Origin of the sequence: Lacinutrix sp. C3R15 (assembly GCF_018860825.1) — a bacterium.
In the GTDB taxonomy this organism is placed as follows: Bacteria; Bacteroidota; Bacteroidia; order Flavobacteriales; family Flavobacteriaceae; genus Oceanihabitans.
The window spans coordinates 202,120-218,798 of the sequence record NZ_JAHKPZ010000004.1 but is presented as its reverse complement, the minus strand read 5'-3'; the positions used below and the strand labels follow the sequence as shown (position 1 = coordinate 218,798).

15 protein-coding genes are annotated in these 16,679 nt (G+C 30.6%); 7 read left to right on the top strand and 8 right to left on the bottom strand.

Annotation, left to right across the window (positions count from 1 at the left end; all coding sequences use genetic code 11):
- Positions 1–6: 6 nt before the first annotated feature.
- Positions 7–1,080 (bottom strand): rhodanese-related sulfurtransferase, encoded by a 1,074-nt coding sequence (locus tag KO494_RS01015; RefSeq protein WP_215965721.1) that lies wholly within the window; start codon positions 1,078–1,080, stop codon positions 7–9.
- Between the two features lie 677 nt (positions 1,081–1,757).
- On the opposite strand from KO494_RS01015, the gene recA reads away from it, so the two are divergent.
- The 4 genes from recA to KO494_RS00995 all read left to right on the top strand — a co-directional run bounded on the left by recA (position 1,758) and on the right by KO494_RS00995 (position 5,546).
- Positions 1,758–2,765 carry a recombinase RecA gene (gene recA, locus KO494_RS01010; protein ID WP_215965720.1) on the top strand — a complete coding sequence of 336 codons (1,008 nt, stop codon included), beginning with the start codon at positions 1,758–1,760 and terminating at the stop codon, positions 2,763–2,765.
- A gap of 118 nt (positions 2,766–2,883) precedes the next feature.
- Positions 2,884–3,294: a hypothetical protein gene (locus KO494_RS01005; protein ID WP_215965719.1), complete on the top strand. Its 411-nt coding sequence runs from the start codon at positions 2,884–2,886 to the stop codon at positions 3,292–3,294.
- Positions 3,295–3,321: 27 nt separating this feature from the next.
- Positions 3,322–3,864, top strand: coding sequence for an RNA polymerase sigma factor (locus KO494_RS01000; protein ID WP_215965718.1), 543 nt, complete (start codon positions 3,322–3,324; stop codon positions 3,862–3,864).
- On the top strand, positions 3,864–5,546 hold the full coding sequence (locus KO494_RS00995) for a hypothetical protein (protein WP_215965717.1): 1,683 nt from the start codon (positions 3,864–3,866) through the stop codon (positions 5,544–5,546). Before KO494_RS01000 ends, KO494_RS00995 begins: the two co-directional genes overlap by 1 nt.
- A gap of 84 nt (positions 5,547–5,630) precedes the next feature.
- Here the strand turns inward: KO494_RS00995 and KO494_RS00990 are convergent, their stop codons facing one another.
- A complete protein-coding gene (locus KO494_RS00990) occupies positions 5,631–6,497 on the bottom strand; it encodes a TlpA disulfide reductase family protein (protein WP_215965716.1) in 867 nt (288 codons plus the stop codon).
- Between the two features lie 612 nt (positions 6,498–7,109).
- Positions 7,110–7,847 carry a 1-acyl-sn-glycerol-3-phosphate acyltransferase gene (locus tag KO494_RS00985; RefSeq protein ID WP_215965978.1) on the bottom strand — a complete coding sequence of 246 codons (738 nt, stop codon included), beginning with the start codon at positions 7,845–7,847 and terminating at the stop codon, positions 7,110–7,112.
- 180 nt (positions 7,848–8,027) lie between these two features.
- Between KO494_RS00985 and trpS the strand changes: the two genes are divergently transcribed.
- On the top strand, positions 8,028–8,996 hold the full coding sequence (gene trpS, locus KO494_RS00980) for a tryptophan--tRNA ligase (protein ID WP_215965715.1): 969 nt from the start codon (positions 8,028–8,030) through the stop codon (positions 8,994–8,996).
- A gap of 93 nt (positions 8,997–9,089) precedes the next feature.
- Here the strand turns inward: trpS and dprA are convergent, their stop codons facing one another.
- The gene (dprA, locus tag KO494_RS00975; protein ID WP_215965714.1) at positions 9,090–10,193 is read right to left on the bottom strand and encodes a DNA-processing protein DprA; all 1,104 of its coding nucleotides are present in this window, start codon (positions 10,191–10,193) and stop codon (positions 9,090–9,092) included.
- A 103-nt stretch (positions 10,194–10,296) separates the two neighbouring features.
- On the opposite strand from dprA, the gene KO494_RS00970 reads away from it, so the two are divergent.
- The gene (locus KO494_RS00970; protein WP_215965713.1) at positions 10,297–11,241 is read left to right on the top strand and encodes an SPOR domain-containing protein; all 945 of its coding nucleotides are present in this window, start codon (positions 10,297–10,299) and stop codon (positions 11,239–11,241) included.
- A 267-nt stretch (positions 11,242–11,508) separates the two neighbouring features.
- A complete protein-coding gene (locus KO494_RS00965) occupies positions 11,509–12,018 on the top strand; it encodes an acyl-CoA thioesterase (protein WP_215965712.1) in 510 nt (169 codons plus the stop codon).
- A gap of 89 nt (positions 12,019–12,107) precedes the next feature.
- On the opposite strand, the gene KO494_RS00960 is transcribed toward KO494_RS00965, so the two are convergent.
- The 4 genes from KO494_RS00960 to KO494_RS00945 all read right to left on the bottom strand — a co-directional run bounded on the left by KO494_RS00960 (position 12,108) and on the right by KO494_RS00945 (position 16,605).
- Entirely contained in the window at positions 12,108–13,340 is a 1,233-nt protein-coding gene (locus KO494_RS00960; RefSeq protein WP_215965711.1) for a murein hydrolase activator EnvC, read from the bottom strand.
- Complete coding sequence (locus tag KO494_RS00955) at positions 13,340–14,110, bottom strand: DUF4292 domain-containing protein (protein ID WP_215965710.1); 771 nt, start codon at positions 14,108–14,110, stop codon at positions 13,340–13,342. The genes KO494_RS00960 and KO494_RS00955 overlap by 1 nt, the downstream gene beginning before the upstream one ends.
- Positions 14,111–15,472: a lipopolysaccharide assembly protein LapB gene (locus KO494_RS00950; protein WP_215965709.1), complete on the bottom strand. Its 1,362-nt coding sequence runs from the start codon at positions 15,470–15,472 to the stop codon at positions 14,111–14,113. It abuts the gene before it with no gap.
- Between the two features lie 113 nt (positions 15,473–15,585).
- Positions 15,586–16,605 (bottom strand): sugar phosphate nucleotidyltransferase, encoded by a 1,020-nt coding sequence (locus tag KO494_RS00945; protein WP_215965708.1) that lies wholly within the window; start codon positions 16,603–16,605, stop codon positions 15,586–15,588.
- Positions 16,606–16,679 lie beyond the last annotated feature (74 nt).

Sequence of the window (16,679 nt, the reverse complement as noted above, 5' to 3'; positions counted from 1 at the left end):
ATTTAACTAAGATTCAGGCGTATTAAAATTCTCGAAAATGTTTCTTAAATCTTTTTTGTAAGGCAAGTGGTCTGCGCGTCCTTTTTTAAAGATATCGTTACTATTTGCTTGTCCTTTACGCAATGCTTTTTGCTCTTCAAAAGGCAATGCGTGAATTTCTTGACAGGTTGTAGAACAGCAGTTGTTCATTTCTTCTTTACAAGCATCACATTGTATAAATAAAAGGTGACAAGCATCATTGGCACAATTGGTATGTACATCAAACGGTTCGCCACATTGGTGACATTGTGCTATTACGTCTTCGCTAATTTTTTCTGCTCTACGCTCATCAAAAACAAAGTTTTTACCAATGAATTTATTTTCTAATCCTTGCGCATTAATTTGACGTGTATATTCAATAATTCCGCCTTCTAATTGGTAAACATTTTTAAAGCCTTTGTGTTTGTAGTATGCACTTGCTTTTTCACAACGTATTCCTCCTGTACAGTACATTAAGAGGTTTTTTTCTTCTTTATATGCTTTTAAATCTTCTTCAATAATATCTAAAGACTCTCTAAAGGTATCTACATCAGGAGTTACAGCGCCATCAAAATGACCAATTTCACTTTCATAATGATTACGCATATCAACACAAACCGTGTTTGGGTTAACTAGCATTTCATTAAATTCTTTAGCAGAAAGATGTACTCCTTTATTTCTTACATCAAAAGTGTCATCATTTAAACCATCTGCAACAATCTTGTTTCTAACTTTTACTTTGAGTTTTAAAAAAGACATATTATCTTGCTCTATAGCAATATTTAGTCTTATTCCGTTTAAAAAATCAATGGTATCTAAATGAGCTTTAAAGGCTTCAAATTGATCTGCTGGCAGAGAAAGTTGACCGTTAATACCTTCTGTAGCTACGTAGATTCTTCCTAAAACATCTAATGCGTTCCAGGTTAAAAATAAGTGGTCTCTAAATTCTTGAGGATTTTCAATTTTAGCGTACTGATAAAAAGAAAGTGTTAATCGGTCTTTTCCTGCTTCTTCGATTAACGCAGCTCTTTCTTTTGCGCTTAAGGTGTTGTACAGTTGCATGCTATACTAATTTTAAGGTTAAAGAATAATTTCGTGCAAAGGTAGTGTTTTAAAAAGACTTGACAAGATTTACGTGCTTTGATGCAGTATACTGCTTATGTATTAACACAAAAAAAAGCACTTTAGGAAACCTAAAGTGCTTTTCATAGACTAACTCGTTATTACTATTTTAATTATTTAAAATTTTAAAATATGTAACGAGTTAACCTCCATCGGCTTTACAGTTACTATTTACAAATATAGTAACTGAAACGCCTAGTACATGAATACTTTTTTTAAAAAACTTCATAGTTTGATGCTTTAAAAGATGAAACTATATATACCTAATAAAAACCAAAACAGCAGATGTAAATTGCTTCTATTTTCTTTATATTCCAACATAAAACAAAATATACTTGCGTACAATTTCTATTTCACTAAAAGAAAATATAAATACCATTTACTTTCTATTATTTTAAAATTTATTTGGCACTATTAATTAAAAAGCGAGGTTATTTTTTCTTTTTCGTAGCATAAAATTTTCCCACTTTATTTAGTAGATGCAGAAAGATTAAAAAGGTTGCGTCAAGAAGGAAAATATTATTTTACTAATTTAAAATGAAATGTACTAATGTATTGTAATATGATAAAAGAAGTAGTATTTTAGCATCTCTTACACGAATAAATAATATACATAGATGAGCAACGAAAAAGAAGCAAAATTAAAAGCATTGAAACTAACTTTAGACAAGTTAGATAAGGCCTACGGAAAAGGAACAGTAATGAAAATGAGCGACAAGGCTATAGTAGATGTAGAAGCTATATCTTCTGGTTCTTTAGGTTTAGATATTGCTTTAGGCGTTGGTGGTTACCCAAGAGGTCGTGTTATTGAAATATATGGACCTGAGTCTTCTGGTAAAACCACATTAACTTTACATGCTATTGCAGAAGCACAAAAATCTGGAGGTATTGCAGCATTTATTGATGCAGAGCATGCCTTTGATAGATTTTATGCAGAAAAACTAGGTGTAGATATAGACAACTTAATAATCTCTCAACCAGATAATGGTGAGCAAGCACTAGAAATTGCAGATAACTTAATACGTTCTGGTGCAATTGATATTGTTGTAGTAGATTCTGTTGCTGCATTAACACCAAAAAGTGAAATTGAAGGTGAAATGGGAGACTCTAAAATGGGTTTACATGCACGATTAATGTCACAAGCTTTAAGAAAACTAACAGCTTCTATTAGCAAAACGAACTGTACTGTTATTTTTATTAACCAGTTACGTGAAAAAATTGGTGTTATGTTTGGTAACCCAGAAACAACAACTGGTGGTAATGCGTTAAAATTTTACGCTTCTGTTAGATTAGATATTAGAAGATCTACTCAAATAAAAAGTACAGATGGCGATGTACAAGGTAACAAAACCAGAGTAAAAGTCGTTAAAAATAAAGTTGCTCCTCCTTTTAGACTTGCAGAATTTGATATTATGTATGGTGAAGGAATTTCTAAAGTTGGAGAAATTTTAGATATAGCTGTAGAATTTGAAATTGTAAAGAAAAGCGGTTCATGGTTTAGTTATGGAGACACCAAACTAGGTCAAGGTAGAGATGCTGTAAAAGCTTTAATAAAAGACAATCCAGAATTGATGGAAGAATTAGAAGTAAAAATTAAAGAAGCCATTAAAGAAAATAAAGAATAACCTTTAATTGAATTCCTAAAAAAAATCCCGATATATTCGGGATTTTTTATTTTTATACGCAACCTTTTCTAGTTTTCTGCATCTAGTAATTAAAACAAGTCTTTTTAGTATACTTAAAATGAAAAAAATAGTAGCTTTCTTATTATTCGTTTCCTTATTGTTTTCCTGTAGCGTAAGTGATGATACGCCACGCTCTCACTTTGAATTTTTACCTATTGAAAGTGTTAATATGCCTGATACTTTTACAAGATATCAAACACACACCATTGATTTATTTTATAACTTACCTTCCACTTGTCATGTTTTAAATGATATCTATTATGCTATAAATGAAAATGAAAGAACTGTAGCAATAGTAAGTGAAGTATATACAACAAGTGACGATTGCCAGGAAATAAGTACAGAAGCCGAAACATCTTTTGGTTTTACACCTACAGAATCTGGTGTTTATGTTTTTAAATTTTGGCAAGGCGAAGATGAATTAGGTGAAGACCAATACCATGTTGTTGAAATAGAAGTTGTAGAATAAATTTAAGTTTAACTAATACATGAACATGTGAGTTTAAACCAACTCATTCAAAATTGTAAAAAGAATGATGCTAAAGCACAAAGGGAACTATACCAACTATTTTCAGGTAAACTATTTTCTCTTTGCTTAAAGTATTCACGAAATTACGCAGAAGCGGAAGATAATCTGCAAGATGCTTTTGTGACTATTTTTAACAAAATATCACAGTTCAATAATAAAGGTTCTTTTGAAGGTTGGTTAAAACGAATCACGATAAACACTGCTTTACAATGCTACCGAAACAAAGGGGTTTTTGAAATTGTAAACGAAGAAAAAATTGAAGACGTAACACTAGAAATTGAAGATGATGAGCTAAGCATAGAGTACTTACTTAAAATAATTCAAGAACTACCAGATAGATACCGATTAGTATTTAACCTTTATGCTTTAGATGGCTATTCACACAAACAAATAGCTTCTATGTTAACCATAACCACAGGAACCTCTAAATCTAACCTAGCACGAGCAAGACAGATTTTAAAAGATAAAATAGAAACCTATAGAGCGAGCTTAAACGCGAAGACATTATAATGAGTGACAAAAAACATATAGATAGAATTTTTCAAGAAAAACTTAAAGATTTAGAGGAAACTCCTAATGCTAAAGTTTGGAAAAACATTCAGAGTAAAATAGAACAACCAGAAGAAGACACTAAAAAAGCGTTTCCAATATGGCTACGTGTTTTAAGTATTGCAGCAGTTTTATTGCTTTTACTAACCATTGGTAACCTATACAATACCAACAAAAACAATACAAAAACGAATACCACTGTTGTAGATACAGAAAATACCGTAAATACTTCAGAAATAGAAACCAATACAATTAACCAAAACGCTTCAAATACAAAAATAAAAGACAGTAAAATTGTAGAAGAAAGTAATAACACAACTAATGATGCAGAGTTTTTAAACAAAAAAACAAACGCTTCAGAAGAAAAGAAAACCTATACCAATACAAGTATTGCAAACACCACTACTACCAAGCCTACATCTACAAAAAAACAATTGAACAATGCTAATGCTAATACTGTAGTAAACAATAAAACATACACTAGCACATCAAAGAACAAGAATACCAATAAAGAAGTGGTAAAAAGCACACAACAACCAGCAGTTGGTATAAATAACACAGATACAAACAGAGTTGCAGCTCATACTACGCAAGAACAAAACCAAGAAGAAAAAACTCAAAATAACACTGCTCTTTCTACTACAGTTTCTTTAGAACAAACAGGAAACACCAACGCTAATGCTGTAGCACAAAACAATTCATCAAATAACACCAACAACAAAACAACAGTAACAGAACTAGATAAAAACAAGGCTACATCTGCATTAAAAAACAGTGCAACAAATGCTATTACAGCAACCACTACAGAAAAAGAAAACACTGCTACAGATGCAACTCTTGCTGAAGAAGTAAAAAAAGAAGAAGTATCTATAGAAGAAGCCATAGCTAATGCAGAAGAGCTAGACAATGAGGAAGAGGAGACAAAAAATTTAAAAAAATGGGAAATGTATGCTAATATTGCTCCTGTTTACTACAATACGCTTGGCAAAGGATCGCATATGGATGAACAGTTTGTAAACAATACAAAAACTGGTGAAATAAACACTAGCTATGGTGTAAATGTAAGTTACGCTTTTAACGAAAAATTAAAACTTAGAACAGGTTTTAACTCTTTAAATTTAAGCTATGATACCGATGATGTAATTATTTATCAAAACGTATCTAGTAACTCTTCAAACAATGCACCTTTAAAAAACATTACTTTTAATAGCGAACAACCTATTTCGGCAATTTCTGCAACCAATCTTACTGTACAAGAAGCGCTTGGTATTTTACCTGATGAAAATGCTGCAATAAGCCAGCGTTTAGGTTATTATGAAGTACCTATGGAACTAGAATATACAATATCTACTAAAAGGTTTGGCGTAAATGTAATTGCAGGATTAAGTACTTTCTTTTTAAATCACAATAAAATATTCTCAGAATTTGAAGGAAGAAAAACAGAAATAGGAAAAGCCAATAACGTAAACAACTTTAGTTTTAGCGGAAACCTAGGCTTTGGTTTTGATTATAAATTTTCTGACAAAATAATATTTAATGCACAACCTACATTTAAGTACCAAATGAATGCGTTTGAAAACACTTCAGGTGATTTTAGACCTTACATAATAGGGCTTTACACAGGTTTGAGCTACAAGTTTTAGTTGGTTTTTGCTTTTTTTATACGAAGTATTTAAAAAGCAATAAAACAAAAAGCTGCTCTGTGCCAAGAGCGGCTTTTTATTTAACTAAAGTTCTTTTATATCTTTTTCAATAGCATTAGAAAAAGAGGAATATTCTTTAATAATCACTCCATTTTTATCCACAAGAAAATAAGTAGGGAAACTATTTATTTTATACTGATCTAATAATTTGTTGTTGCCTTTTAAGTTTAAAATTTTGATGTTTTTATCTAAAAGTAATTGTTTAATTCTTTTAAAACTTTGTGAAGAAATTCCAACAACATTAACTTTATCCTTATATCTATTTTGAAACGTTTTTAGTTTTGGTAATGCTTCTATACATGGTGAGCACCAAAACTCCCAAAAACTAATTAAAGCAGGGAATTGGTCTGAAACAACAACTGGCTTGTCATGCCACAATTCTAGAAGATTTTCTGTTGCAAATTCTGCTCCTACAAAAGAGATTTTAACAGGTTTCTCCGTTTTTTCTAATTCTAAATATTGAAGGTTGTTTTTGTAATTAGCAATCGAATTCTTAACCTGACCATTAACCAAGATACTATCTAATTGAAAAATTCGAGAAGTACGTTCTCCTAATTTTTCAGACGTTCTTGTTATGGTAGTTGGTAAAAAAGTAGATTTATTTATAGTAATAGACTTTTTTATACTTTTTTCATTGTAAATGGTATCGTCTTCAAAAGTATAATCTAGTAGGTAGTTATTTTTGGTTTTAGTTAAATGTACTGTTTTATAAATACTATCCAATCCAAAAAATATATCTGTTACTAATTGACCTCCAGGTGAACCAAAAGTTGAAGCATAAAACGCCTTATTTACAGTATAGCTATGGTCTTTGTTTGTTATAATAAAATCGCTGTAACTGTCATGTAAATGACTAATATTATAACTATTTGCTTTTGCATAGAAAGACATGCCCTAAAGTGTATCTGTTTTCCTTTTTTCTATTAACACTTTACCTGTTTTATTCAAAATAAAGTCGTGAGAAAAGGTGTCTATTTTTCTAACTTTGTATTCAACCTAATCTAAAGCATTGACTTTTTCATTAAAAGTAGCAATAACATCTTCAGGTGTAGTGTTGTTTTGACAGTTAAACAATAAGAATGGTAAAATACAAACGATATTTTTCATATTAAGGATTAATAAAATGTAGTAATAAAATAGTTAGTTTAATTATTCACATATACACAACCACCCTTCTGCTGGCACACAATTATGTTCCTGACACTTATAATCTCTTTTATAATACATTTTATTTATTCCGAATAGTGTCCAAAATTTTTCAGCATCCTCTTTACAAAACACCTGCTCAATGATATCATATTTTACTGATGTTATAAGTACATTCTTATTGTATTCTAAATTATTATTAAATTCTTTTAAAGTAGATTTACTTAATTTACTAACAACTGAATTTCTGTCTTTTGCATAATGTTCAAAATCTGAGAGTGTAAATATTTTTACTCTATAAATTTCAATCGTAAAGTATTGTTTTAACTAGAAAGTACAGAAAAACCGTAATTTAATTTATTTTTCAAACTCTAAAAGCTGCTTTAAAATTACAGCTCTTGCTTTACTATTAAGTGCTTTGGTATTATTAGATTTTAATCCTACTGTTGGTATAAATCGATGCATTTTAACGCGCATTCTACCAGGACTGCCACTAAAAAAGGTGTATGAAAAACGTTTTTTATTATCTGCAAAAGTTAAAGGTACAATGGGTATTTGGTGGTTTATGGCTAACCTAAAAGCACCATCTTTAAATTCGGTTAAAAGCACATCTTCATCAGGAACCAAACCTTCTGGAAAAATACAAATACTTAAGCCTTGGTTTAAACGTCTTTGTGCTCGTTTAAAAACTCCTTTTCTGCTACGTTCACTACTTCTATCTACCAAAATACAAGTACGTTTGTAAAAGAAACCAAATAGCGGAATTTTAGCCAATTCTGCCTTACCTACAAATACAAAAGGATTTTTTACAGTAACCAACATAAGCATAATATCTGCCATAGAGGTATGGTTAGCAATAAACATGTAACTTTTGTTTTTATCTGTAATTTCTTCGCGTTCTATTTTGGTTTTAAAACCCATTCCTATTAAAATAAACTTAGACCAAATACGCGCTAGTTTAAAAAAATAAGGATACCAAGATTCTTTAAGTATAGATATTATAAGCAACGGAAACATGACAAGTATTGGCAATGCAACCAGTATATAAAACCAGATACGATAGAAAATCCAGAAAATGTATTTAAAAATTTTCATAAGCTCCAAAACTACTAAAATTATTGAACTCATCTTTATAAAAAAATTATCTTTGCTTTATCAAAAAAAAATAAGTTTAATTTAAAGAGGTTTCTATCTATAGAATTAAAGATGAAATCTCAAAGCACAATATAATTTTGTGTTTTTAAAAAAGAGATACCTGCTTCTGCAGGTAATATTATGGCAAGAATTTTAACAGGAGTACAAAGTACAGGAACACCACATTTAGGAAACATTTTAGGTGCAATAATGCCAGCTATTAAAATGGCAGAAGACGCTAAAAACGAATCGTTTTTATTTATTGCAAACTTGCACACTTTAACGCAAATTAAAGATGCTGCAGTTTTAAGAGAAAACACCTACTCTGTTGCTGCTACTTGGCTTGCTTTTGGATTAGATATTGAAAAAACAGTGTTTTACAGACAAAGTGATATACCACAAGTAACCGAATTATCTTGGTACTTATCTTGCTTTTTTCCGTTTCAACGCCTAACCTTAGCACATGGTTTTAAAGACAAAGCAGATCGTTTAGACGATGTAAATGCTGGTTTATTTACCTATCCAATGCTTATGGCTGCTGATATTTTAGCCTATGATGCCAATATCATCCCTGTTGGAAAAGACCAACTACAACACATAGAAATGACTCGTGATGTAGCATCTCGTTTTCACGCTAAAATGGGAGAAACTTTTGTACTACCAGAAGGAAAAATACAAGAAAACATCATGCTTGTTCCTGGAACAGATGGTGAAAAAATGAGCAAAAGTAGAAACAACTTTATTAATTTGTTTTTAAACGATAAAAAACTACGTAAACAAATTATGGGTATTGAAACAGATAGTACTGCTTTAGAAGATCCTAAAGACTGGAAAACCTGTAACTGCTTTGCATTATATGCGCTTTTAGCGTCTGAAGAAGAAATAGAAACCATGAAAGCCAATTATGAAAATGGTGGTTTTGGTTATGGTCATGCAAAACAAGCCTTATTTGAGCTGATTATTGAAAAATTTGCACACCAAAGAGAACGTTATAATTACTATATGAATAACACAGATGAATTAGACAAAATACTTGCTGTTGGTGCAGAAAAAGCAGCTAAAGTTGCTAATGCAGTTTTAGCTAGAGTAAGAGAAAAGGTTGGGTATTAATACTTTTCTTGTAAAAAAAGTCTTTATACATTTAAAAGCAATTAGGGCTATCTAGTAGATCTAATTGCTTTTTTACTTTACCTTAGATAGCTATTAAATCACTTCAAACAATTTTCCAGGAAGCGGTCTTACCACACCTTTTAATTCCATGTTTAAAAGGATACTAGCAACTTTAAAGGTTGGTAAATTACATTGTAAAGCAATCACGTCTAATTGTTCTTTTTCTGTTTTTTTTAGGTAGTTGTAAATCACTTTTTCTTGATCGTCAAGCTCTACAAACAATTGTTTTTGCACAGTAGGTTTTTTACTGTCTTCTAATTCCCAATTTAAAATATAAGGCACATCTAAAGGCGTAGATAACATATGTGCTTTTTGGTGTTTTATTAAATTATTACAACCAACACTTTGGCTATCTGTAATTCTACCAGGAACTGCAAAAACATCTCTATTATAAGAGTTTGCAATATCTGCAGTTACCAGACTTCCTCCTTTTTCTGCAGATTCTATTACTATGGTAGCTTGGCTAATTCCAGCAATGATTCTATTTCGTTTTAAAAAATTGTTTCTATCAAAAGCATCACTACTCCAAAAATCGGTAAAAAAACCTCCGTTTTTTTCTACATCTGCAACATACTTTTTATGTGCTTTTGGATAAATCTGGTTTAAACCATGCGCCAAACAACCTATGGTTTGCAAATTGTGTTTTATAGCAGCTTTTTGTGCTGTAATATCTGTACCATAAGCAAAACCAGAAACAATAACAGGGTTAAAAACGGCTAGTTGTTCTATTAGTTTCTCACAAAAAGCAATACCATTGGTAGTTACTTTTCTTGCGCCTACAATACTAATAACGCGTTGTTGTTTTAAATTAATATTTCCTGCTTGAAACAGTACAATAGGACTATCTATACAATGTTTTAACTTTTCAGGATACGTGGCATCTGTAAAATAATGACAAACAATTTTCTCGTCTTTAATAAATTGCAACTCTTTTTCTGCTGCTTTTATATGTGTACCTGCAAACAAATCACTAATAACAATACTTCCTATACCATCAATTTTTAATAAATTTTGCTTCTTTTCTTTAAACACAGCTTCTGCAGAGCCACAATGTGCAATAAGCTTTTTGGCAGTGATATCACCTATTTTGGCAACATGTTGCAGAGCTAATATATAAAGCAAATTATTTTCTACCATCTATTGTTTTGATTTTCAACTTACAATTTAATTAATTTTTGGGCTGTTAATAAATAGTTACACGGAATTTTTATAGAAAGCGAAAAAAAATTAACTTTGTTTTATGCGATTAGAAATATACATAAGCGATTTACTTTATAGATATGACTGTGTTACTGTTCCAGGATTTGGTTCGTTTTTAACACAACGTGTTTCAGCTAAGCTACACGAATCTACCAATGCCTTTTACCCTCCAAAAAAAGTATTGTCTTTTAATGAGCAAATACAAAAAAACGATGGTTTATTAGCGCATTATATTGCAGATGTAGAAAAGATACCTTTTGAGGTTGCTGTTAAAAAGATAGAAAAAAGAGTAAAATCTTTAAAATCTTATTTAACAGAAGGAGAAACACTTACTTTTGATAATATTGGTGACTTATCATTTAATAGCGAAGGTAAAATGTTGTTTGAACCTTCTTACCATTTAAATTATTTAACAGATGCTTTTGGTTTAAACCAATTGGTTTCTCCTGTAATTAAAAGAGAGGTTTACAAAGAAGAAGTAGAAGCTATAGAAAAAGTAATTCCTATTGCTGTAACTACTGAAAAACGCAAAGCAAGACCTTATTTAAAATATGCTGCTATTGCTTTATTAGCCTTAACTGTAGGTGGTTTAGTTTCTTCTAATTACTACGTAAATAAAATTAAAACACATAACCAATTAGCACAAGAAGAAGCAAACACGCAATTAGAAAGTAAAATTCAAGAAGCTACTTTTATTATAGACAATCCGCTTCCTGCTGTTACACTTAATGTTACTGTAAATAAGCAAATTGGAAAATACCATATTATTGCTGGTGCTTTTAGAGAAGAAGCAAATAGCGATAAAACCGTACAACAATTAAAAAGCCAAGGTTATAATGCCAGAAAAATTGGCGTTAATAAATATGGTTTACACCAAGTGGTTTACTCTAGTCATTCTGATAGATTAGAAGCCTTACAAACATTACGTGATATTAAAAACACACACAACAGAGACGCTTGGTTATTAGTTAAAGAAATGAACTAATTTACTATTACAAAAAATCTTTTTATATAATAACTTCCCTTTAATAAAGGGAAGTTTTTTTTATTCCTTTTTTTTTAGAACTAAGACTACAATCACCTTAAATACAACATATTACAAATGGGTTTCAACCTTATTTTTTAGCCTTTTAAAATTAAAAAAAATTTTTAGCAAAAGAATATAAAAGCGTTAATCTTAATATAAACTTGTATTCTTTACTAGTAAAAACTAAATTCATCATACCTTTGCAACTTATTTAAAAAAAAAATAATGTCTTTAAAAACTCCAGAACAATCTAAAACCACGTTAACCGATTTGGTTTTACCTAGTGAAACCAATCCTTTAAATAATTTATTTGGTGGAGAATTACTTGCCAGAATGGATCGTGCTGCAAGTATAGCTGCAAGAAGACACTCTAGACGTATTGTAGTTACAGCATCTGTAAATCATGTTGCATTTAATCGTGCAGTACCTGTTGGTAGTGTAGTTACTGTTGAAGCTAAGGTTTCTCGTGCTTTTAAAAGCTCTATGGAGATTTATTTAGATGTTTGGATAGAAGACAGAGAGTCTGGTGATAAAACCAAAGCTAATGAAGCTATTTATACCTTTGTTGCGGTAGATGAAACAGGAAGACCTGTTAAAGTAGATGATATTCACCCAGAAACCGATTTAGAAAAAGAACGCTTTAATGGTGCTTTAAGACGTAAACAATTAAGTTTAGTACTTGCTGGAAAAATGAAACCTCACGATGCTACAGAATTAAAAGCATTATTTATATAATTTATATTGATATATCATTTCTAGGTTAGCCTAGAAATCGATACACTACAGCACAAAAGCTTAATGAAATTCCTGCCTTTGCAGGAATTTTACATTTTGTAAATCCATGAAGCTGGATTTTCTGTTTTAGAATTATTAAATACACTAAAACTTAAGGTGGTTTGCCCATTTGACGGATTGGTAAAAACTTCGCCAATTTCTTGTTTTGTAGTTACCTTATCTCCTTTTTTAACGTATATTTTTCCTAAATTAGAATATGCTGTAAAGTAATTACCATGTCTTATTAAAACCGAAGGGTTTCCGTTTTTAGATGCAATAATTCTATACACTTCACCATTAAAAACGGCTCTAACTTTTGCATTACTTTCGGTTTCAATTCTAACTCCGTTACTTTGTATCATAATGGTTTTTACAATTGGACTAGGTTGTCTTCCATAACGTAATTTTACAACCCCTTTTTCTACAGGCCAAGGTAATTTACCTTTACTAGATATAAAGCTATTTGCTAAAACCTTATCTTCTGGTGTCATTGCATAAGCAGTAGACTTTGTTGTTGAGGTTTTACCTGCTTTGGTATTTGAGCTTGCAATAGCTTCTTTAATAATACGTTCTATTTCTTTATCAATACGGTTAGCTTCTGCTTGACGGCTTTTAATTTGAGCAGCATATTTAGTAACATCTTTATTAATAGCAGCCATTAACGTTTCATGCTGTTTTAGCTCTTTTACCAGCTCTGTTTGTGCAACTTTATTTTCATTAATAAGTTTTTGCTTGTCTTCTTTTTGTTTTAACAAAGCCTTATTAATTACTTGTAACTCTGCTGTTTTTGTTTTTATAGCTTCTCCTTGTTGCTTTTGGTATTCTGCATATTGATTAATGTATTTTACACGCTTATATGCTTGTTGAAAATTGGTAGATGATAATAAAAACATAACACGACTTTGCTCACTTTTACTCTTATATGAGGTAACAATCATTTTTGCATAATTGTCTTTAAGCGTAGCAAGTTCTTCTCTTAGTTCAGAAATATTATTTTGGTTATCGTTAATTTCTCTAGTAAGTAAATTTGCTTGTTGGTTAGTAACTTTAATTAAATTTCTACGTACACTAACCTTATAATTTAAATCTTCAATTAAGGTTAATTGTGATTTTTGTTGTGACTTATTTTTAGTTAATAAGCTGTTTATTTGTTGAATTTCTTGACGTAATTCTTGTCTTCTGTCTTCTAATTCTTGTTGTTTTTTACTTTGTGCAAACGAAAGTGAAGTGCATAAAAAGAATGCAATAAGAAAAACGGTTGTATATATTGGTTTATTTTGCATTACTTAAGTACAATTTCTTTGTATCCTGATGGTATATTAAACGGAAATTTTAATTTTTCATTTAATGTTATCGATTTAAATTCTATCTGCAGTCTTGTTTCATCAACACCTTCAATAGCATTAATTTGTATGTGTTGCGGAAACATTTGTTTATTAACTTCTTGATAACTTGTATAGTCTATTTGAAGCATTCGTTTTTTTGTTGCTTGTGCTAATTGTTGTGAGTTTATTTTAAAATGTGAAGCATCTAATATATAAAATAACTCGAATGCATCTAATTGTTTTTTAGGCATTAAAACATACTGGTTTTCTTGTGTAGACACGTCAAACTCATTCGCTTTTAAAGCATATAAAGCTTCTCCTAAAAGAAGGTTTTGTACTTTATTAAAATCTAGATCTGTTCCTAATAAATCACTTAAATATGTATAATTTCCATCAAAATATGTATTGTCTAATTTATTATAAAAACTTACGCGTTCTGGTGTAATTAGCACTTTTACAAATCCTAATTTACTCATCCAAATAGCTTTATCTTTTTCCATTCTAAAACTTACTGTTGTACTTTTAGAACTTGTACCTTCTGTATAATCTATTTTTACCCTAGCTGCAAGAGTTTTAAAACTAGGTGTTTGTTTTGCATTTGCTTTTATTAGCTGTTTTGCAGATAGGTTTAAATTACTATTTCCTGTAGTTACTGTTTTGGCAGACTTACAACCCATTACTAAGAAAACAAAAAAGGAAAGTGTATATATGAGGCGTTTTGTTTGCATCTAATTTGTAGATTCTAATTGTTTTGCTTTATCACTAAACGATTTTGCTTTTACTGTATTGTTTAATTGTATATAAGAAATACTTATTTGCTTGTAAAAATCGCCTTCCATTTTTTTATCATCTATAATATAATCTAATCCTGTTTCTAAAATTCGAATTGCTTTTTCTGGTTGGTGTAACTTATTTTGTGCTACACCATGTACTAAATAAAAAATGGGTTGCGATGGGTATTTATCTAAGGCATCTTCACTCATTTCTACAGCTTTTGTATAATTTTCTACATCAATATATAACAACAATACATTACGTAGTACGCCATAGTTTTCTGGTTCTTTTTCTAGTGCTTTTTCATAATAGGCCAGTGCTTTATCTTTTTCTCCTTTTGTTAAAAAATACTGTGCTACTTCAATATTAGATTTTCCTTTTTCGTCGTCTGCTATTCTTGAAGTAATTGCAACCAATTGGCTTTCATACTCTGGATTTTGACCAACAAATTTTACAAAATCTGCCAACACCATCATTTTTGCTTCTGGTTTAATTTGACTAGAATTTAGCACAATCTCCATGGAAGCTACTGCTTTTTCAGCTTCATTATCATCTAAATAAAACTTATATAATGCTAAGTGAACCATTTGCGAATTAGGATGACTTTGTAATAGCTTTTTGGCTGTTTCAAAGGCTTTTTCTTTTTCGTTATTTTCACTATATCTAAAAATTAGAGAAAGGTAATTTATTTCTAGCTCTGGATTTTCTTCTACGCGCTCTTCAAGATTTTCTATTTGCTCTTTTTTATTTCCTGTAGCATTATAAATCATATTTCTTACACGATCTCGTGTTTCTGAAACACCTAATTCTGCATCCATTTCATCTAAAACCTCAAGAGCATCATCATACTTTTTGGTTTTTACATACAGTGTTGCTAAATCTTCTTTATAATCTGGGTGGTATTTTACAAGTTGTTTTACCGTTTTAATTGCTTTTTCAAGATTGTTTTGTTTTGCATACACATCATATAGCTCATCTAAATACCATTCATTATCAGGTTGTTTTTTTATGGCTTGTTGTAATGCATCTTCTGCTGCACCAAAGTTTTTAAGTTTGTTGTAATTTTTTCCTAATTCAAAAAACAAAGCAGCATCAGAATCGTCTATATTTTCGCATTTTAATAACGCTTCAATAGCACGATCATAGTTTTCTATTCCTTTTTGTTTTAAGGCTTCAAAAAAGAGTTCCTGGTATGCATCTTCATTATCTCCTAAATCATCATCTGGTTTTTTATTAAAATCAACTTGCGCATAGTTTACCTGCGGAAAGAGAAGTATTCCGAAGATAAGTAGTATTATGTATCGTTGTTTTTTCATCTTTATCGTTCTTGAAAAAGGGAATCTTAAACTTATTTTTTAGTAGGAATCAATAGTTGTTCCAAACTGGGTTTAGATGCCTTTATAAAATTTCTGCTTTCGCAGAAACTTGGTTATTCTAAAACAGAATAATCACCAATACTAATTTTAGTAAATTCGCCATTATACTTTACGTGATTACCAATCATTGCCTGGTCTAAATTAGCATTTTTTATGGTGGTATTGTTTTGTATTAAGCTATTTTTAACGCTTGCGTTTTCTATTATACAATGATTACCAACAGATACATTTGGCCCAATAGTAGCATTGGTAAGTGTTACATTTTCGCCAATATAACAAGGCTCTATAATTGTAGCGTTTTCTAAAGTTACAGATTCTGCTATTAATTGTTCTTGATTATCTGCTTTTAAAAACCCTAACATTTTAGTGTTGGTATCTATAGTAACGGCTTTATTACCACAATCCATCCACTCATCTACAGTTCCTGTTTTAAAGATTTTACCTGCTGCCATCATACGCAAAATACCATCATTAATTTGGTATTCTCCTCCATTCATTATGTTTTCATCTAACACCTCTTGCAGTTTTTCTTTTAAAACAGCAACGTCTTTAAAGTAATAAATACCTATTACTGCCTGATTACTTACAAAGGTTTTTGGTTTTTCAACCAGTTCTGTAATATGGTTTTCTGCATTTAAATTTACCACACCATATGCTTCTGGATTGTCTACTTTTTTAGTCCAAATTACAGCATCTGCTTCTGGATCTAAATTAAAATCTGCACGAATTAATGTATCTGCATAAGCAATTACTGCAGGACCAGAAAGTGAAGGTTCTGCACACATAATGGCATGACCTGTTCCTAATGGTTTATCTTGTCTGTAAATAGATGCTTTTGCACCAAGGCTTTTAGCTAATTCATTTAAGCTAGCAACCACATCGTCACCAAACCAAGCAGGATCACCAAGAACAAATGCTATTTCTTCTATAGGTTGCTTTAAAACTTTGGCAATATCTTTTACCAATCTGTGTACAATTGGTTGTCCTGCAACAGGAATTAATGGTTTTGGTACTGTTAAACTATGTGGACGTAAACGAGAACCTCGTCCTGCCATTGGTACTATTATTTTCATCGAAAATTGTATTTTTTGTTTCTACGAAAGTGGAAATCTATTCCATTATTATTTTAATTAGGTCTCGACTTTTT

Excerpts from the sequence above, each read along its gene's own strand:
- KO494_RS01015 (WP_215965721.1), bottom strand. The coding sequence starts at position 1,080 with ATGCAACTGTACAACACCTTAAGCGCAAAAGAAAGAGCTGCGTTAATC.
- recA (WP_215965720.1), top strand. The coding sequence starts at position 1,758 with ATGAGCAACGAAAAAGAAGCAAAATTAAAAGCATTGAAACTAACTTTA.
- KO494_RS01005 (WP_215965719.1), top strand. The coding sequence starts at position 2,884 with ATGAAAAAAATAGTAGCTTTCTTATTATTCGTTTCCTTATTGTTTTCC.
- KO494_RS00995 (WP_215965717.1), top strand. The coding sequence starts at position 3,864 with ATGAGTGACAAAAAACATATAGATAGAATTTTTCAAGAAAAACTTAAA.
- KO494_RS00990 (WP_215965716.1), bottom strand. The coding sequence starts at position 6,497 with ATGTCTTTCTATGCAAAAGCAAATAGTTATAATATTAGTCATTTACAT.
- KO494_RS00985 (WP_215965978.1), bottom strand. The coding sequence starts at position 7,847 with ATGAAAATTTTTAAATACATTTTCTGGATTTTCTATCGTATCTGGTTT.
- trpS (WP_215965715.1), top strand. The coding sequence starts at position 8,028 with ATGGCAAGAATTTTAACAGGAGTACAAAGTACAGGAACACCACATTTA.
- dprA (WP_215965714.1), bottom strand. The coding sequence starts at position 10,193 with ATGGTAGAAAATAATTTGCTTTATATATTAGCTCTGCAACATGTTGCC.
- KO494_RS00970 (WP_215965713.1), top strand. The coding sequence starts at position 10,297 with ATGCGATTAGAAATATACATAAGCGATTTACTTTATAGATATGACTGT.
- KO494_RS00965 (WP_215965712.1), top strand. The coding sequence starts at position 11,509 with ATGTCTTTAAAAACTCCAGAACAATCTAAAACCACGTTAACCGATTTG.
- KO494_RS00960 (WP_215965711.1), bottom strand. The coding sequence starts at position 13,340 with ATGCAAAATAAACCAATATATACAACCGTTTTTCTTATTGCATTCTTT.
- KO494_RS00955 (WP_215965710.1), bottom strand. The coding sequence starts at position 14,110 with ATGCAAACAAAACGCCTCATATATACACTTTCCTTTTTTGTTTTCTTA.
- KO494_RS00950 (WP_215965709.1), bottom strand. The coding sequence starts at position 15,472 with ATGAAAAAACAACGATACATAATACTACTTATCTTCGGAATACTTCTC.
- KO494_RS00945 (WP_215965708.1), bottom strand. The coding sequence starts at position 16,605 with ATGAAAATAATAGTACCAATGGCAGGACGAGGTTCTCGTTTACGTCCA.